Source organism: Pararhizobium sp. (assembly GCF_035497515.1).
Lineage (GTDB): Bacteria > Pseudomonadota > Alphaproteobacteria > Rhizobiales > Rhizobiaceae > Pararhizobium.
Window position 1 is genome coordinate 55553 of the sequence record NZ_DATJDJ010000112.1, and the last position, 16980, is coordinate 72532.

The following is a 16980-nucleotide window of genomic DNA, read 5'->3' on the forward strand; positions in this document are numbered from 1 at the left end:
ACTGAATTCGGTCACCTCTGAGGGAGCAACAAACGGATCCTTAAAGCGGAGTTTGGAACCGGTAGGTCGATTGCTGGTTACCGTTTTGTCGCTTCAAACGAGGCAGCTTCTGCCTCGTTCGCTGAATTAGCGCGGGCAGGCCGCAACATAGCGGCGGCCATTGCGATCGCGGTAGTAGCAACGGCCGGGCTGCCCCGCCACATTGCCGATTACGGCACCCGAAACACCTCCGATGGCCGCGCCAACGGCAGCGCCTCGCACATCGTTGGTAATTGCCCCGCCGATGATCGCGCCAGATGCGGCACCGACACCCGCTCCCCTTTCAGTTGCCGTGCAGCTTGCAAGCGACAGACCGACCAAGGAAACCAGAAGCACTTTTTTCATCGCTCTCTCCACTGTGATGGTCGCCAATCCGCTGAAATGAACCAGCAACCTATGCGGCGTCCTAGCGAATATAGTGGTGCAAGCTCGGCTGTGATCAGCTTAGAATCCGGAAACTAGGCTGTAGGTTCAAATTTAGCGACGGCAGTTACAGGACAATACCTGCTCCGTTGCCAGCAACACGGCAACGCCTTACACATCGGCGCGGAAAAGCATGGCAATCGCAACCGAATGTCGCGCGCATACGGTGAGAGAAACATTTATGGTAAAATGGAGTGTCGCGGTATTTACGGTCGGCCTGATGACGCCCTTTGCCGCCCCTTCGCTACTGACGACCGACGGCAATTGGGTTCGCGGCACTCTCGAGATTGATCAGGCCTGACGGCACGAAGATCGGAAGCAGCAGGGGTTGGGCAACGGGTGCGTTTTCGTATGCCCGCATTCCGTCTGGCGACGAAGTTTTGATTAAATCGTCCACAAAACAGGCGTTGCGTCTGAATATATAAGCCTCTCCCGGCCGCTTCTTGACAAGGTACAGATGCGGAACCTAACGTTTCAAAGCTTCTGTTTCATGGAGGAAGAAATGCGCAAAAATATGTGGTCGGCCTTTGTTCTCGCCCTCAGCCTCATGCTGCCTGTGTCGGCACCGGCACAGGCTCAAGCGCTGGAGATAAACATCCATGTCGGCTCGAGCCTCAATTTCGGGCGTGCGATTACCTGCAGCCAGGGTCAGCGGCTTCTTCAGAACCGGGGGTTCCGGAATGTCCGCCGGATCGACTGCAGAGGCCGAACGTTCATCTATCACGCAAGACGCGGAAACGGCCGTTTTGAGATTGCCCTCAACTCGCGTACCGGCCGTGTCACCGATGTCCGCCGGCTTCGTCGATAGATCATCACGAATTTCAGTTGGTTGAGGGGGCAGACGATGATGAGCCAAGCCAATGAGACCCATCCGCGATCGTCTCGGTGGCCCAATGCTGCCATCGGCATCGCGCTGGTTCTTGCCCGTGTCTTCATTGGCGTGCGCTACCTGCGCGGCGGAAAGCCGACGATGTTCTTCTCTGGACTGCTCGGCGTGATTGCTGGCTTCCTGACCCTGGCTGGATATCCATCAACCAGCAGCTGGGGGACAGGAACATTCCTCGGGATTGATCTGGTCGCGCATGGCGTCGGCTGGCTCAACGCCGATCGGGGCGTCTGATCCGTGGCAAGGAACACCGCTGCCGCCGTGCTGAGCTTTGTGAAGAGACAGATCCTGGTTGGCGGCGTCCTACGGTTCCTGCGATCCCTGTCGGCAGGGGGCGTTGTGCTCGGCACGATATTTTTCGCCGCATCCCTGACGCCGACGCTCATTCCGCGGTCCTTCCTCGTCCAAGGCGGTCTTTCCGGCGCATGTTTCGCCATCGGCTATGCGATCGGCGTTGGCTGGCGCTGGCTCTGGCGCTACATGCAACTGCCCGAACCCCGCGGCCGACTGGAAAGATGGCTCAAGATCGTTGTCTTGGGGGCCTGCCTTATACTGGCAGTCATCTTCCTCCGGAACACGACAGATTGGCAGAACTCGATCCACGCGCTCATGGAAATGGAGCCGGTCAGCAGCGTCCATCCCACCAAGGTCAGCCTGATCGCCATCCTGACCTTCCTCGCCCTCGTGATGCTGGCCCGCCTGTTCATGGTCGTCGTTCACCTGATTTCGAAGGGTGCCGATCGTGTCCTCCCGCCGAGGGTGTCGCGCGTCATGGGGTTTTCGCTCGGGATCATCCTGTTCTGGTCGGTGGCAAACGGCCTGCTGGTTCGCTACACGCTGCATGTCCTGGATTCGTCCTTTGCGGCCTTCGACGCGCTCTTCGAGCCGGATCGCGACCAGCCCACATCACCGCTTCAGACCGGAAGCGCGGCCTCGCTGCTGGCCTGGGAGGAACTCGGCAGGACCGGCCGGCGTTTTGTTTCCTCCGGCCCGAACGCGCAAGACATTTCGGAATTCACTGGCCAGCCGGCCTTGGAACCCATACGGGTCTATGCAAGCCTTCGCGCTGGCGACAGCGCCACGACACGGGCGAAGTTGGCTTTCGATGAGCTGAAACGTGTCGGCGGGTTTGAGCGCTCTGCCCTCGTCGTGATCACGCCGACGGGAACCGGCTGGGTCGATCCTGCCGCGATCGACACCGTGGAATATCTTCAGCGCGGGGATATCGCCAGCGTAGCGCAACAGTATTCCTATCTTTCGAGCCCCCTCTCCCTGCTGGTCGAGCCCGACTATGGCATGGAGGCGGCTCAGGCCCTCTTCGCGCAGGTCTACGGCTATTGGACGACCCTGCCGCATGACCACCGGCCAAAGCTCTACCTGCAGGGGCTCAGCCTCGGAGCCCTGAACTCGGAGCGCTCCACGGACATCTTCGAGATTCTCGGCGACCCGATCCAGGGCGCGGTCTGGAGTGGGCCGCCTTTTGCAAGCAGGATTTGGCGCCAGGTGACGGAAGCGCGCAATGCCGGATCGCCAGCATGGCTGCCTGAATTTCGCACCGGCTCGACATTCCGTTTCATGAACCAGAACGGCCCGACGGTGCCGGCGCAAACGAAATGGGGGCCGATGCGGATCGTCTACCTCCAATATGCCAGCGACGCGATCACCTTCTTCGACTATCGCGACCTCTATCGCCGGCCCGACTGGATGAACGCGCCGCGCGGCCCGGACGTGTCTCCACATCTGCAGTGGTTTCCCATCGTGACCATGCTGCAGCTTGCCGTAGACATGGCGGTGGCCAATACCACGCCCATGGGGTTCGGCCATGTGTTCGCGCCGGAACACTATCTCAAGGCCTGGCTGGCGGTAACCGATCCAAAGGACTGGAGCCCCGAAGATATCGAGAGGCTCTCGCGCTATCTGGCGGAACGCGGCCGATAGGTCAGAACCAGACGACAGCGCCGCGCGTCAAATAGGACGCGCAAAGGTCGAGGTAACACTGTAAATATGTTGCATAATTCCTTAAATCGATTCCGATTTCACCCGAAAAACATCGTCGGTTAGAGGCTGGACGTCCCGTGGTGTCGGGTCCGGACGGCATTTTCCAAATCCAGACGGCCTCCCTCTAGAACCGCCAGATCAACGGGACGATGAAAACCGCCACGATGAAAAACCAGGCCATCAGAGGCGTGCCGAGTTTCCAGTAGTCGCCGAATTGATACCCACCCGGTCCCATGACCATCATGTTCGTCGTCGTGGCAATCGGCGTCATGAATGATGCCGATCCGGCGACGCAAAGGCTCATCAGAACCGGCTGCGGCGCGATGTGCATGCCGCCCGCCGCCGCCATTGCAATCGGAATGACCAGCATTGTCGTCGCCGTATTGCTCATGACCTGGCCCAGGCACGCCGTAAGCATGAAAAGGCCGGCAAGCAGCGCCGTCGGCCCCGCAGGGCCGATCGCAGACACAAGCTCATCGGCCACGAACTTCGCAGCGCCGGACTCCATCATCGCCGTCGAAATCGGCATCATCGCCCCGACAAGGATCACTGTCGTCCAGTGGACGGCGCGGTAGGATTGCTCAACCGTGATCACCCCCGCCCCGACGAGAATGCAGGCGGACACAAGGCCTGCGACGGCGGGCGGCACGATGTTTGACGCCAGCATGACGACAAGCCCAAGGAGCGTTGCGACGGCGATCCCCGCCCCCGGGCCCATGGGCACGGCCTGCCGGCGGACGAGATCGGGTGAATCGACGACCAGCACATCGGGATCGTCCAGCCGCCGGTCGAGAGCTTGCCAGCTCCCTTCGAGAAGAATGGTATCGCCCACCTTCAGCTCCGGTTTGGCGTAGTCGATTTCCTCGCCGCCCCGCCGCACCGCCAGAACGATCAGGTCGCCACTTTCCGTTGCCAGGCCGGGGTACATGGGCCGCCCGATCAGGTGGGAGCGCGGAGGAATCATCACTTCGGCCAGCCCTGACCGGCGATTGAACGCGGGATTTCCGCCTTCCGACGATGCATCTTCGCGAATGGCCAGATGCAGGCGAGACGCCGTTTCCGCGACGGATTGCGCAGCACCGCGAACAAGCAGGTAATCTTCCGACGTAATCGCGCGGCCGCGAACGGGAAGGCCGGATGCGGAGGCCTGTACCGCCATGACCTGCAGATCGCCGGAGCCCCCCAGATTGATGCTCTCGGGCGACCGCCCGACAAGCGGAGAACTCTTCCTGACGCGGAGCCGAAACAGGCCATCGCGCAAACCGTAATGCTCAACGAGGGTCTGGGCGTGCCGGCTGAAATCGGCCGGCAGCCGCGCACCCCTCTGGCTGGGCAGCAGGCGCTTGCCGAAGAGGAGGACGATGAGAATCGTCCCGGCAAGCAAGGGGAGTCCAACAAAGGCGAATTCGGCGAAAGCGAAGCCTTCGAGGCCCGCATCCTCCAACGCCTCCGAGACGAGGAAATTCTTCGGAGCGCCGGTCAGAAGCAGGTTGGCCCCGGCATGCGCGGAAAATGCCAGCGGCATGAGCAATTGGGCGGGCGACTGGCCCATCCGCACCGCTGCGATCACCGCGATGGGCATCAGCGCGGCGACCGCGCCGCTTCCGCTGATGAGCGACGTCAGGCCGCCAACGGCGATCATGAGAATGAGGAGAAGCCGGTTGCGGTTGTTCTCGCCTGCCCGCGCCATGAGAATCTGTCCGGCCCAGGCCGTGACGCCCGTCCTTTCGAGCGCAGCACCCACCACGAAAAGGCTGGCGATAAACAGGACGGCACGGTCGCCGAACCCGGCAAAAGCCTGATTGAGGGTGATGAGGCCGGCGGCCCACAGGGCGAGAGCCGCAGCGCAGGCGACAGCGATAACCGGGAGCTTGTTCCACGTAAACAGGGCGATCGTGGCAAAGATGATGAGACAAGTACTTTGAATTGCGGTCACACCTCGTCCTCTGCTTCCTCTAACAAGCCAGCTACCGGCGCCGTCTCGACCTCCGCCTGGGCGACGACAGCGCTTCGCGCGACGCGGTTTCCCTTGTCCCGGTGCCAATGTCTGTTTCTCAACGGACTTGCCGCGGTCCGCCCGCCAACCTGATTGAAGACTTCGCACCCGGTCAAGACCTCGCGCCATAAAGTAAATTGTCGCTCTCGACTCCGGGACGGAATGCGTAGCATCAGGATTCCAGGCTGATGACTTGCCGCGCCGCCGGGCTAATCTCAAATGGTCGGATCGCGATGGCCTGCCGGTATCCGGCAGGCAGTGGCGCCCGGACCCGGACCGGGCTTCTCAGAGGAACAGCACGATTGAGCCCGGTACCTATAGCGACCATCATCACTGTGGCGATCGTGCTGTTCGTCTGGAACACGCTGCCAGCCGTTGTCGTGGCAATACTGGTATGCATGTCCTTGTGGACCTCCGGGATCCTCAGCTTCAACCAGACGTTTGCCGGTTTCGACGATCCTGCCGTCCTCTTCATCATCGTGACACTCTTCATGGTCAGTTCAGCGCTCGAGGTCCTGAGCGGGACGGCTTGGGCCAGGCAGCGTCTCGTCCAAGGTCAACGGCGCCGTGGCCGCGCTTCTGCCGGTCGCCGTCATTGCGGCGCGTCCCAGGCGAAAGTCTATCAGCAACACCGCAACGATTCTGATCGTGTTTCCGATCAGCGTCACAGCAGCGGCCACCACGGGCATTTCACCCGTCCTGTCCTGATGAGCACCACAGTCGCCGTACAGGCCGCACCGATAGCGACCCCGAAGAACGTGATGACCATGGGACCTGACGGATACACGTTCAGCGAATACGGGAAGCCGCGCCGGAAGTTGCTGGCCTGTCCGGCTGATCTGGTGGTTCGAGATCGGTTGTGGCGTGGGGACGGAAAATTTCTCAACGCTGGCCGGCAGGTCGATGACAGGATGGAGGAGTGCAACGATGACGGCTCAAGAAAATGAGGGACTGGACCGCCGCAGTTTCATGATCGCCTCGGTTGCGACGGTGGGGGCGGCCGGGCTGATGACGGCGACGGCCAATGCCCAGACGTCCTCCGGCGGCGACAGTGGCTCGGCAGTCGCCAAACAAGGCACCGTTTATACCGGCGATGTCATCGACGGAAAGCGGGTCATCGCCTCGCTCGACATTGCGGATTTGGAGCCCGGAAAAACGCACAGCCTCTATTTCAAGGGTGTGCAGATGCCGACCGGCCAGACCTGGTATGTCTCTGTCATGGTCGCCAAAGGTGCTGCGCCAGGCAAGCGGCTCGGACTGATGAGCGGCGTGCATGGCGATGAGATGAGCCCCGTCCACGCGATCCAAACAGTGATGAAACAGCTCGATCCAGCCGCGATGTCAGGCACGGTGATGGCCGTCTTCGACATCTCCCGCCCCGCGCTGGAAGGGATGGCCCGCCGGTGGCCAAGCTCGAGCCGCGGCATCGACCTGATCGACATCAACCGCCTCTTTCCCGGCAATGAGCAGGCGCCGGAGGCAGCTTTGCGGCATGCGGGCCTCGTTTTCAACCGGCTGCTTCGGCCCAATCTCGACTATGGGATCGACTTCCATACCGCCGCCACGGGAATGGACATGACGGCATTCCACCTCGCCCGGATGGATCTTCCGGACGTCCGCGCGATGGCGGAACTCTACCCAATCGAGCAGATCTTCGACAACAAGGCCGAGCCGGGCCTTCTTGCCAATGCCCTGATCGATGCGGGCATTCCAGCATTCACGCCGGAAATCGGCCGGCCACGCATTTTCGACCACGAGATGATAGATCTGTTCGTGGAAGGAACGATGAACGTGATCAAGCATCATGGCATCCTGCCGGGGCCGATGGGCCGTACCGGCAAGGACTCGAACATCTTCATCGCCGACGGCATGTTCCCCGTGATCACGACGCATGGAGGGTTCGTCGAACTCCTGGTGCAGCTCAACGAAGCGGTGGAGGCGGGCCAGAAGGTCGCGATCCAGAGAAACACGTTCGGCGAAGTGGTGGCGGAATACCGCGCAGCGCGTAGCGGTAAGGTCGGCGCAAGACGGACGGACGCGACGGCCGAGCCCGGAACCCCCATCGTCTTCTTCCTGTTCGACAGCGCAAGCGCCATCGGAGGGGATGTCGTGGTCGAATAGGCCCTGTCACGATTTGCCGGAACCAGAGAGGAAAGCCCATGTTACGCATCGGAAAGAAGTATCGCCATCTTGTTCATGATAGCGGCTGCCCTTGCTTCAGTCCGGACTTGCAAAAGGCCTCCCGCCGGCTGGAGGCCTTGTCCCGGCGCGGCTTGCTATTCGGGCTGGCTGCGGCCGCCGTTGCTACCAGCTTTCCTGCACAAGGCTTTGCGCAGGCGGGAGGCAAGCCGACCAGGACCCTGCTTCGCAAGGCGCGCCTTTTCGACAGCAAGGCCGGCGTAGTCACCGACAATGTTCAGGTCCTCGTGGTCAACAATCAGATCGCCGGGATCGACCGTACCAATGCACCGCCGCCGGAAGACGCGACCGTTCTCGATTGCCGGGACGGCGTCATCATTCCCGGACTGATCGATGCGCACTGGCACACCATCTTTGCCGCGGTTCCGTTGAACCTCCTGCTCGGTGGGGATCCCGGCATCATCTACGCGGCCTCGACGGCCGAGGCCGACCGCACGCTGATGCGCGGCTTCACCACCGTGCGGGATCTGGGTGGGCCTGTCTTTTCGTTCAAGCAGGCCATCGACGCCGGCATGATCCCCGGACCACGAATCTATCCGTCCGGGGCCATGATCACCACGTCCGGCGGGCACGGGGACCTGCGTCTTCCGAACGAGATTCCGAGGAATGGCGGCAAGCTGAGCGGAGGTGAACTCCTGGGCGGCTCCGCAATCGTCGACGGGATCGACGAACTGAAGCTTCGCATCAGGGAGCAGCTTCTGCAGGGAGCCTCGCAGATCAAGCTTGTCGGCAGCGGTGGGGTATCGTCCCCCCGCAGCCCGCTGGACATGACGACGTTCAGCGAGGAAGACCTGCGCGCGGCCGTAAGCGTCGCGGAGGATTGGAACACCTATATCGCGATCCATGCCTATACGCCTCGCGCCGTGCAACGCGCCCTCAAGGCCGGCGTGACCTGCATCGAGCACGCTCACCTCATGGACGAGGAAACGGCCGTCATGATTGCAGAAAAGGGGGCATGGCTCAGCATGCAACCCTTCCTGACAATGGAGGATGCGTCATCCCAAAGCGGGCCGGGTCTTGAACGCATACAGCAGCTCTTCGCCGGAACGCCGAGGGTTTACCAGTTTGCGCGCAAGCACGGCATCAAGACTGCCTGGGGCTCCGACGTCCTCTTTTCACCGGAACTCGGCCCCCGGCAGAACATCATGCTGACCCATCTGAGCAACTGGTACCGCAACGCCGAAGTGCTGCAAATGGCGACCTCGGGCAACGCGGAGCTACTCGGGCTCTCCAACCTGCGCAATCCCTATCCTGGCAAGATCGGCGTCATCGAGGACGGTGCATTGGCCGACCTTCTCGTGGTGGACGGCAATCCGGTCGACGACATCAAGCTCCTGGAAAACCCGCAGAAGAATTTCACGGTGATCATGAAAGACGGCCGTGTGCATAAGAACACCCTGTGAGAACAGCGAGCCGTTTGCGTGTTTCAACCGCGTCCGGTCACAAACCGAAGAGCGTCAGCGCGACCCCTTATGTGTTCGGCGACCTGTCGCCGTTCGAATGGATCAATGGTCCGGCCGGGCTTGAGCTCGGGACGGGAGCGGACGCAATTCCGAACCTTCTGCCCAGGCCCGACTACCCGGTCGGCATCATCGCCGGCGACATCTCCGTCAATCCCATCTTCAACTCAGTGCTTCCGGGGCCGAACGACGGCAAGGTACCGTCGAATCCACCAAGCTCGAGGGCGCGGCCGACCATCTCGTCGTGCATGCGACGCACACTTTCATGATGTACAATCCGATCGTCGTCATCGAGGAGTTGAATTTCTTTCCCAGCGGCACCTTCCAGCATGGTCTTTCGTTCGCGGCCGCATTCATGCAACTCGCGGCAATCTTCGAATGAAGGACACCCGAACGTTCCGCGCCTGGCGGGCCTGTTTCCGAAGGTTTGCCAGCATATTATTCATCCCGACGAGCTGCATTTGCGTTAGCGATACCACTTCAAAGGGGATCACGCCGTCGAAGGCAGCCAGAAGTGCAGGCTCCTGCATCGCTCACTTCCGGATCGTGCGGAACGCGACGCCCAAGACATCGCCGTCACGATGAGGAATCTGCTCACCGCATGCCTCACCCATCCCGCGGTCAGGTTTTGGAAGCGCAAGGACCGATAAAGGATTGTCTGGCTCAACCGGCATCCCATGCAGTTTATCCCGGTTCCATGCACCGAGTCCATTTTTATCCAGATGACGGCAAATACCGGGTTTTAAAGGCATTTTCCGCTTTCCGGCTCGCGTCATACAGAAATATGCTTTCCGTGCGGACACCCGGAACGCGATGATCGCCTCCGGCTTTTCATTCCCGGCTTCGGCCGCGGATATTGACGTTTTCTGGAGTAGAGCCGATGGGAACCCCCGACAGCTTTTCTGCCCTCTTCTTCGCCTCATTGATCGCAGCCTCTCAGTTCATGGCAGTCCCGGCACGGGCGGACGACACGCCGAAGGTTGCAACGATCACCGTCACTCTCGAGGACATATCGCCGAAACACGAATTCGTGGGTCGCGTGGAAACGCTTAACGCTGTCGATATTCGCTCGCGCATCGACGGCTTCATCGATGAACGGCTGTTCGAGGAAGGCGCCTCCGTCGAGAAGGGTCAGGAACTGTTCCGCATGGACAGCCGGTCGCTCGATATAAACCTGGCGGACGCGAACGCCGCCCTTGCCCGCGCCAAAGCGGTTCTACTCGACGCCGAACGGCAACTGGCGCGGAACCGTTCCCTCAACCAGACGGTCGCCCGAGCGGTCACAGAACAGAGCGAGACTGCACGCGACACCGCCGCGGCAGGCATTCTGTCCGCAGAGGCAGCCGTGCGGCAGGCCGAACTCAGCCTCAGCTACAGCCGTATCACCTCTCCGCTCAAGGGACGGATTGGAACGGCTGCCCTTTCTGTGGGCAGTTTCGTCAATTCCGCTTCGCCGGCATTGGCGCGCGTCGTGCAGATGGATCCCGTTCGGGTCGTCTTTTCGGTGAGCGATCGAGCCTTGCTCGATTTGCGGGAGGCTGCCGGCAGGGTGAGCAAGGACGACCTTGCCAGCCGTTATGCGACGACTCTGAGGTTATCGAACGGGCAGGCCTATGCGCAACGGGCGGCCAGCGCATTCCTGGGAAGCGAAGTCGATGAACGAACGGGGACGCTTCCGGTGCGAACGCTTTTCCCCAACCCCGACCTTCTCCTTATTCCGGGCCAGTTCGTGACGGTCGTCGTTTCCGAAACGGCACGCATCGAGCGCCCGACGGTTCCCCTCGGCGCGGTCCAGCAGGACCGGGAAGGCAAATATGTCCTGCTGGTCGATCCGGATCACAAAGCCGTTCAGCGCCGGATCACCGTGTCCGAGCAGATGAACGGAAGCTGGATCGTCGAAAGCGGTCTGCAAGGCGGCGAAGCCGTGATCGTCGAGGGGCTCCAGAACATTACGGAAGGCATCACGGTCGAAATCATTACAGGTTCCGATGGCTCCCACCCAGCGGTGTCCAAATGAACATCTCGGCCCCTTTCATCGACCGGCCGCGCTTCGCGATGGTCATCGCCGTCGTCATGGTCATTGCCGGCGCGGTCGCCCTCCTGCAGATTCCAGTCGCGCAATTCCCCCAGATCACCCCTCCGGAAGTACAGGTCGCCGCCAGTTATCCGGGCGCCAATGCGACGGTGATGACGGATAGTGTCGGAGCGCCGATCGAAGAACAGGTGAATGGCGTCGAAGGCATGATGTACATGTCGTCGTCCAGCACCGACAACGGCACTTACAGCCTGACCGTGACCTTCGAAGCGGGGACGGACCCCGCGATCGCCCAGGTCAATGTGCAAAATCGTGTGGCGCTGGCAACACCACGCCTTCCAGCCGCTGTCACCCAGGCCGGCGTGACAGTCCGCAGCCGCTCGTCCAGCATGTTGCTCGGCCTGTCGATCTATTCACCGAAAGGCACAAGGGACGAGGTCTTCATCAGCAACTATGCGACAATCAACATTCGCGACGCAATCGCCCGCCTTCCCGGTATCGGCGAGGCAAGCGTGTTCGGGCCGACATACAGCATGCGCATCTGGATGAATCCGGATCGGATGGAGTCGCTGGGCATCACCGCGGCCGATCTTGCCGCAGCGATCCAATCCCAGAATGCCCAGGCCTCTGCCGGGCAGATCGGCTCTCCCCCCACCATGACGGGACAGCAACTGCAACTCACGGTGACGGCGCGCGGACGGCTCGCCAATGAGGCGGAATTCGGCGACATCGTTGTCAGGAGCAACCGCGACGGCGGCATCGTCCGGCTTCGCGACATCGCCCGCGTGGAACTCGGTGCTCAATCCTATGACACGGCCTCGACGCTCAACGGCCGCCCGAGCGCGACCGTCGTGGTCTACCAGTCGTCCGATGCCAATGCGCTCGCGGTATCGACAGCCGTACTTTCCGAACTTGAAAGACTGTCGACGCAATTCCCCGACGACATTGCCTATACGCTCGTCTTTGACACGACATCCTTCGTGCGCGAGACCATCCGCGAAATCTTCGTGACGCTCGCGATCACCTTCGCGCTTGTCGTGGCGGTGGTTTTTGCGTTCCTGCAGGACTGGCGCGCAACTATCATCCCGACCCTGACGATTCCAGTGTCCCTGATCGGCGGCTTCGCCGTGCTTTATCTGCTGGGCTATTCGGCGAACACGATCACGCTGTTCGCCGTCATCCTGGCGATCAGCCTCGTGGTCGATGACGCCATCATCGTGGTGGAAAACGTCCAGCGGCTGATGAGCGAACATTCCATGGACATTCGCACCGCGACACTCGCCACCATGCAGCAGGTCACGGGCCCGATCGTCGCGACGACACTGGTCCTCGCGGCGCTCTTCGTACCGGTCGCATTCCTGGCAGGCATTACCGGCGAGCTCTACCGCCAGTTCGCCGTCACGATCCTTGTAACCATCGTCTTCTCCACGATCAATGCGCTGACTTTGAGCCCGGCGCTCTGCGTCCTTATCCTCAGGCCGGCACCGAACCACAAAACCGGGATTTTCAGCAGGCTGAACAGCGGTCTGGATGCGTCCCGCCGGTTCTATCTCAGGCTGCTTGCAATCTTCGCACGCCGTCTGATGCTTGCGGGCGTTCTCCTCGTCGCCGTTATGGGCGGCATCTATGGCTTCTATCGCGTGCTCCCAACGGGTTTCGTCCCAGCGGAGGATCAGGGATATCTGTTCATCAACGTGCAATTGCCGAACGCGGCATCTCTGGAGCGGACCCGACAGACGATAAACGAAGTCAGCGCCCTTCTTCAACGCACTCCGGGGATCGCCAACACAATCGGCATCGCCGGCGCCAGCATGGTCGGTGGCGGCGGCTCGAACAGCGGAATGATCATTTCCGCGCTCAAGCCATGGAGCGAGCGTGGATCGGGAGAGAGCGTGTTCGCCCTGATCGACCGGCTACGCCCAGAGCTCGCGGCGGTTTCAACCGCGTCGATCGTGCCCTTTAACCCGCCGGCAATTCCCGGCCTTGGCACAACCGGCGGCTTCGATTTCCGCCTTCAGGCCCGCACCGGGCAGAGCCAACAGGAGCTTGCCGAGGTCATGCGCGACCTCATCATCCACGCCAACCAGACACCCGGGCTTGCCGGCGTATTCAGCACCTTTTCGGCCGATGTCCCGCAACTTTACCTGGACATCGACAGGAAGCGGGCGGAACTCTACGGCGTTTCACCCGCTGCCATTTTCAGCACGCTGCAAGCCCATCTGGGGTCCGCTTATGTCGATGATTTCAATATCTTTTCGAGGGTGTATCAGGTCCGGCTGCAGGATGAGCCAGCCTTCCGCCAGCGCGTTGAGGACATCCAGCGCCTGAGGGTCCGGAGCCAGTCGGGAGACCTCGTCCCAATGCAAAGCCTCGTCTCGATCTCGACGATCTATGGAGCAAGCTCAGTCAACCGGTACAACCTTTTCTCGTCCGCTTCGATCAACGGGCAGGCCGCGGCCGGCACCAGCTCGGGCCAGGCACTGGAAATCATGGGGAGCCTGGCCGCCGAGGCGATGCCCGCCGGTTTCGGCTTCGAATGGACGGGCCTGGCGCTGCAGGAAAAGCAGGCCGGCAACGAGACTGTGCTCATTCTCATCATGGGGATCGTTTTCACCTATCTCTTCCTGGTCGCGCAATATGAAAGCTGGAGCGTGCCGGTCGCTGTCATGCTGTCGGTCACGGTCGCGGTCGTCGGCGCTCTGGCCGCTCTCGTCGTTGGAGGAATCGATCTCAATATCTATGCCCAGATCGGACTGTTACTGCTCATCGGGCTGGCAGCCAAGAACGCCATCCTGATCGTGGAGTTCGCGAAAGAGCGCCGTGAGGAAGGCATGAGCATTATCGAGGCGGCAACCGAGGGCACATCTCAGCGCTTCAGGCCAGTATTGATGACTGCCCTCGCCTCGATATTGGGTGTCGTGCCGCTGGTCCTCGCCTCGGGCGCTGGAGCGGGCAGTCGCCAGGCCATCGGTGCAACGGTTCTCGGTGGTCTACTGCTCGGCACCATTTTCGGACTGGTCGTGATCCCTGTCCTCTACGTCATCGTTCAGAGTGTGAGAGAAGCCCTCAAGAAGCGGCTTTTCGGAAGTGCGCCCGGTACGATACCCGATATCGCTGGAGAGTAGCGAGCGCGGGTTCCGACCGAACCGGCCACCGCGCCTGACACGCGTAGAATATTGAGCTTGGTGCGAGGCTAATCTTCATCCGCTTTCGATTTCTGAGCCGCACAAAGGCTTTTTTCCCATGCCCATATGGTCCGGCACCAATTTCGGTCGATATCGCCAACTGAGAAACATAAAATTACAAATGGGCCCTCAATATGAGGATTTGCCTTATTGAAACAGGCCGCCGAAACCCTCATATTGGGGTCAGGTTTCGCTGCGACGCAATGCACCAAAACCCAGGTCAGCGAATAAAGTGGACCCTGCTCTATGGACGATTGTCATCTCTGGCGTAAAAATGCCGGAGAGTTTTACCATGTCCGCATTGACCGACTGGTGTTTTCAAAAGTCTGCATTAGTATGTCCTGTCATGATGGACACACGCTTCTCGTCGGCCCTGCAGATCATTATTACAGTGGCCGTCAATGAAAGGAACAAGACTCGCTCGACGAGTGATGCGCTGGCAGCGAAGCTCGATGCCAGGCCCAGCCTTGTGCGCAAATTGATTGCGCCGCTGATGCAGAAGAACATCCTCGTCTCGTCGGAAGGATATCAGGGCGGATACAGGCTTGGCCGGTCCGCCGGAGAAATCTATCTGAGCGAAATCTATCTTGCGGTGATGCCAGACAAGAAGATCTGGGCGACACGCGGGGATATTCCCGCCGAATGCTTCATCTCCAGCAATATGAGCGAATGGTCGGCGAAGCTCGGCAAGGAGGCGGAGCAGGCTCTGCTCGGCCTGCTGGGCGAGAAATCCGTCGAGGACGCAATCTCGGAATTGGTGACCATCGATGGCGGCAAGTGTCCGGTAGGAAGGACAATGGCGTCCTGACGCCGTTTCCGGGCTGATCCGGCTTGCCTGTCGTGTGGGACGGCCGGTGGGAAACGGCCGCCCCCGTCACTGATCGGAGGTCAATCAAATCCGTGACGAACCTTTGGCCGGCCGCGCATGTCCGCGGCCGGTCGGCGCATTGCGACGTGACTTAGAAATCGCGCTGCAGACGGAGGAAGCCGAAGACTTCGTCATCGCCATCGTCTTCGTCGTGATACTGGACGCTCAACTTGCTCCTGAGGCCGTCGGTGATCTTGTAGTCAACCGTTACGCCGCCGGTCCAGGCGTCGCCACCACCAAAGCCTTCGCCATTGCGGCTGAGCGCGATGTTGTTGAAGTACTGGGCACCAGGAGTGATCGCCCACTTGTCGTTGATCTTCAGTTCGTACTGAGCACCGACAGTCCATTCGGACTCTTCGTAATAGTAGTTGGCGCCAGTTGCGTAGGCACCATAAACGCCGAGCTGGCCCGGGCCGAGATCGGCATAGATGATGGCGCGGACAGCGCCTTCTTCCGTATCGACGTCATAGCCGCCGAGCAGATAGGCGGAGAACACGCCAGCCGTGCCGGAAATCTGGCCGGTGATGCCGACATTGTTCGCGTGCTCGCCCGGCTTCGTGTCATAGGCGTCTTCCAGCTCTTCGACAGCGATACCGGCCTTGAAGGTATCGGCTTCATACTGGTAGCGGATCGCGTTGTGACGGGTCTCGTTGCTGGCGATGGCATCGGTTTCGCCGCTCAGGTCGTCATCCCACCAGCTGTACTGCATGCCGACACGGAAGCCGGCGATATCGAAATAGCCTTCGTCGAGGAAGGTGTTGTTGCTCGAGCTGTCCGAATCATTCGTGTTCGTGCGCAGAGCAATCTTGCTCGCCAGCGTGCCGAATTCGGTGTCGTTCTTTGCTTCGAACTCAAGCTGTGCACGGGTGTGGAAGTTCCAGTCGGACGTGCCGGACAGATCGCGGCCGAAACGGTATTCCGTACGGATGTAACCGCCGATCTTCAGGCAGGTTTCCGTGCCCGGGATGTAGAAATAGCCGGTACCGAACGCGTCGCAGACGCGCACATATTCCATCGGCTCCGGCTCTGCGGCGACGATGGCATCAGCGGCAAATGCGCCGCTTGCCGTGCTCAAGGCCGCGGCAGATGCAAAAAGAAAAGCTTTGATAGTCATTTCGGATCCAATCAAGTTTCGACTGGGCACAGGTTCACGTGGCTGACTCGTCAGCATTCCAAGCCCAAAATGTCGATTCAAGCCCCAATGGCAGCGGTCGAAACCGCATCCCGAAATGACATGCGGACGGAACTGTAACAATCAAAATTACAGTTCTCGTAGCCGATTTGTGAGGTTGGAATTTTTACTGTTGCTGAAACGCAACGGCTGCAGATGCAGGGTTGCGACCCACCGGGCCACCTCAACCATGTCATCGAACCGTCACATCCGGGATCAGGGTGTGACCGGTAACATATGACGCTGAAATAGGGAGAACGCGAACGAAGCGCAAGATGAGCGCGCACAAGTTTTTGTGATGCGATCCGGCTGGCTGGTATCGGTTAAGGAGACATGACCCAGGGACCAACGTGCACAAGGCCACGCGAATGCTGTTTGGATTACAGCGTGCATACCATCCGACTCGCCCTTGGAGACTCGTGCATTGGCAGAAGGCCAGCGCGTGTCGTCACCGCCTCATCGGCAAAGCAGTTCCCAAAACAAATGTGGCCCCGTTATTGTTCGCCGCAGCCTCGGTTACGATCTTACAGACCAGATGCACCAGACGACGATTGCGGCCTGGACGGACGCTGTGAGCGCCGCACGAGGAAAGTGACGAGCAGGACCGGCCACAAGAGACAACTGGCAAGGCCGGCCGGCAAAACGAGCAAAGTTCCACGGACTGCGATAACCTTCGATAAAGGTTGCGGTCAGAAAACCTATCGTTATCGAAACGTATAT

At 60.4% G+C, this 16980-nt stretch carries 13 protein-coding genes; 8 read left to right on the plus strand and 5 right to left on the minus strand.

What is annotated here, in order from left to right; translation table 11 throughout:
* Positions 1–126 precede the first annotated feature (126 nt).
* Both VL202_RS12245 and VL202_RS12250 read right to left on the minus strand, forming a co-directional pair.
* Positions 127–384 (minus strand): glycine zipper family protein, encoded by a 258-nt coding sequence (locus VL202_RS12245; protein WP_325464390.1) that lies wholly within the window; start codon positions 382–384, stop codon positions 127–129.
* A 544-nt stretch (positions 385–928) separates the two neighbouring features.
* Entirely contained in the window at positions 929–1333 is a 405-nt protein-coding gene (locus VL202_RS12250) for a hypothetical protein (RefSeq protein ID WP_325464391.1), read from the minus strand.
* On the opposite strand from VL202_RS12250, the gene VL202_RS12255 reads away from it, so the two are divergent.
* On the plus strand, positions 1310–1582 hold the full coding sequence (locus VL202_RS12255; protein ID WP_325464392.1) for a hypothetical protein: 273 nt from the start codon (positions 1310–1312) through the stop codon (positions 1580–1582). The genes VL202_RS12250 and VL202_RS12255 overlap by 24 nt on opposite strands.
* Positions 1583–1633: 51 nt before the next feature.
* Positions 1634–3286, plus strand: coding sequence for an alpha/beta hydrolase (locus VL202_RS12260; RefSeq protein WP_325464425.1), 1653 nt, complete (start codon positions 1634–1636; stop codon positions 3284–3286).
* A gap of 184 nt (positions 3287–3470) precedes the next feature.
* On the opposite strand, the gene VL202_RS12265 is transcribed toward VL202_RS12260, so the two are convergent.
* Positions 3471–5282 carry an SLC13 family permease gene (locus tag VL202_RS12265; protein ID WP_325464393.1) on the minus strand — a complete coding sequence of 604 codons (1812 nt, stop codon included), beginning with the start codon at positions 5280–5282 and terminating at the stop codon, positions 3471–3473.
* 362 nt (positions 5283–5644) lie between these two features.
* Between VL202_RS12265 and VL202_RS12270 the strand changes: the two genes are divergently transcribed.
* Genes VL202_RS12270 through VL202_RS12280 form a run of 3 tightly spaced genes read left to right on the plus strand, consistent with a single transcriptional unit; the run spans position 5645 to position 8944 of the window.
* Positions 5645–6289 carry a hypothetical protein gene (locus VL202_RS12270; RefSeq protein WP_325464394.1) on the plus strand — a complete coding sequence of 215 codons (645 nt, stop codon included), beginning with the start codon at positions 5645–5647 and terminating at the stop codon, positions 6287–6289.
* Complete coding sequence (locus tag VL202_RS12275) at positions 6270–7463, plus strand: succinylglutamate desuccinylase/aspartoacylase family protein (RefSeq protein WP_325464395.1); 1194 nt, start codon at positions 6270–6272, stop codon at positions 7461–7463. Before VL202_RS12270 ends, VL202_RS12275 begins: the two co-directional genes overlap by 20 nt.
* 38 nt (positions 7464–7501) lie before the next feature.
* A complete protein-coding gene (locus VL202_RS12280; protein ID WP_325464396.1) occupies positions 7502–8944 on the plus strand; it encodes an amidohydrolase family protein in 1443 nt (480 codons plus the stop codon).
* A gap of 172 nt (positions 8945–9116) precedes the next feature.
* On the opposite strand, the gene VL202_RS12285 is transcribed toward VL202_RS12280, so the two are convergent.
* Positions 9117–9332, minus strand: coding sequence for a hypothetical protein (locus VL202_RS12285; protein ID WP_325464397.1), 216 nt, complete (start codon positions 9330–9332; stop codon positions 9117–9119).
* A gap of 549 nt (positions 9333–9881) precedes the next feature.
* Between VL202_RS12285 and VL202_RS12290 the strand changes: the two genes are divergently transcribed.
* The 3 genes from VL202_RS12290 (at position 9882) to VL202_RS12300 (ending at position 15029) form a co-directional block, all read left to right on the plus strand.
* The gene (locus tag VL202_RS12290; protein ID WP_325464398.1) at positions 9882–11018 is read left to right on the plus strand and encodes an efflux RND transporter periplasmic adaptor subunit; all 1137 of its coding nucleotides are present in this window, start codon (positions 9882–9884) and stop codon (positions 11016–11018) included.
* Positions 11015–14161: a multidrug efflux RND transporter permease subunit gene (locus VL202_RS12295; RefSeq protein ID WP_325464399.1), complete on the plus strand. Its 3147-nt coding sequence runs from the start codon at positions 11015–11017 to the stop codon at positions 14159–14161. The genes VL202_RS12290 and VL202_RS12295 overlap by 4 nt, the downstream gene beginning before the upstream one ends.
* A 352-nt stretch (positions 14162–14513) precedes the next feature.
* Positions 14514–15029 carry an RrF2 family transcriptional regulator gene (locus VL202_RS12300; RefSeq protein WP_325464400.1) on the plus strand — a complete coding sequence of 172 codons (516 nt, stop codon included), beginning with the start codon at positions 14514–14516 and terminating at the stop codon, positions 15027–15029.
* A gap of 151 nt (positions 15030–15180) precedes the next feature.
* Here VL202_RS12300 and VL202_RS12305 read toward each other — a convergent pair whose 3' ends face one another.
* Entirely contained in the window at positions 15181–16203 is a 1023-nt protein-coding gene (locus VL202_RS12305) for a porin (RefSeq protein ID WP_325464401.1), read from the minus strand.
* Positions 16204–16980 lie beyond the last annotated feature (777 nt).

Excerpts from the sequence above, each read along its gene's own strand:
- VL202_RS12245 (WP_325464390.1), bottom strand. The coding sequence starts at position 384 with ATGAAAAAAGTGCTTCTGGTTTCCTTGGTCGGTCTGTCGCTTGCAAGC.
- VL202_RS12255 (WP_325464392.1), top strand. The coding sequence starts at position 1,310 with ATGAGCCAAGCCAATGAGACCCATCCGCGATCGTCTCGGTGGCCCAAT.
- VL202_RS12250 (WP_325464391.1), bottom strand. The coding sequence starts at position 1,333 with ATGGGTCTCATTGGCTTGGCTCATCATCGTCTGCCCCCTCAACCAACT.
- VL202_RS12275 (WP_325464395.1), top strand. The coding sequence starts at position 6,270 with ATGACGGCTCAAGAAAATGAGGGACTGGACCGCCGCAGTTTCATGATC.
- VL202_RS12280 (WP_325464396.1), top strand. The coding sequence starts at position 7,502 with ATGTTACGCATCGGAAAGAAGTATCGCCATCTTGTTCATGATAGCGGC.
- VL202_RS12285 (WP_325464397.1), bottom strand. The coding sequence starts at position 9,332 with ATGCTGGAAGGTGCCGCTGGGAAAGAAATTCAACTCCTCGATGACGAC.
- VL202_RS12290 (WP_325464398.1), top strand. The coding sequence starts at position 9,882 with ATGGGAACCCCCGACAGCTTTTCTGCCCTCTTCTTCGCCTCATTGATC.
- VL202_RS12295 (WP_325464399.1), top strand. The coding sequence starts at position 11,015 with ATGAACATCTCGGCCCCTTTCATCGACCGGCCGCGCTTCGCGATGGTC.
- VL202_RS12300 (WP_325464400.1), top strand. The coding sequence starts at position 14,514 with ATGTCCGCATTGACCGACTGGTGTTTTCAAAAGTCTGCATTAGTATGT.
- VL202_RS12305 (WP_325464401.1), bottom strand. The coding sequence starts at position 16,203 with ATGACTATCAAAGCTTTTCTTTTTGCATCTGCCGCGGCCTTGAGCACG.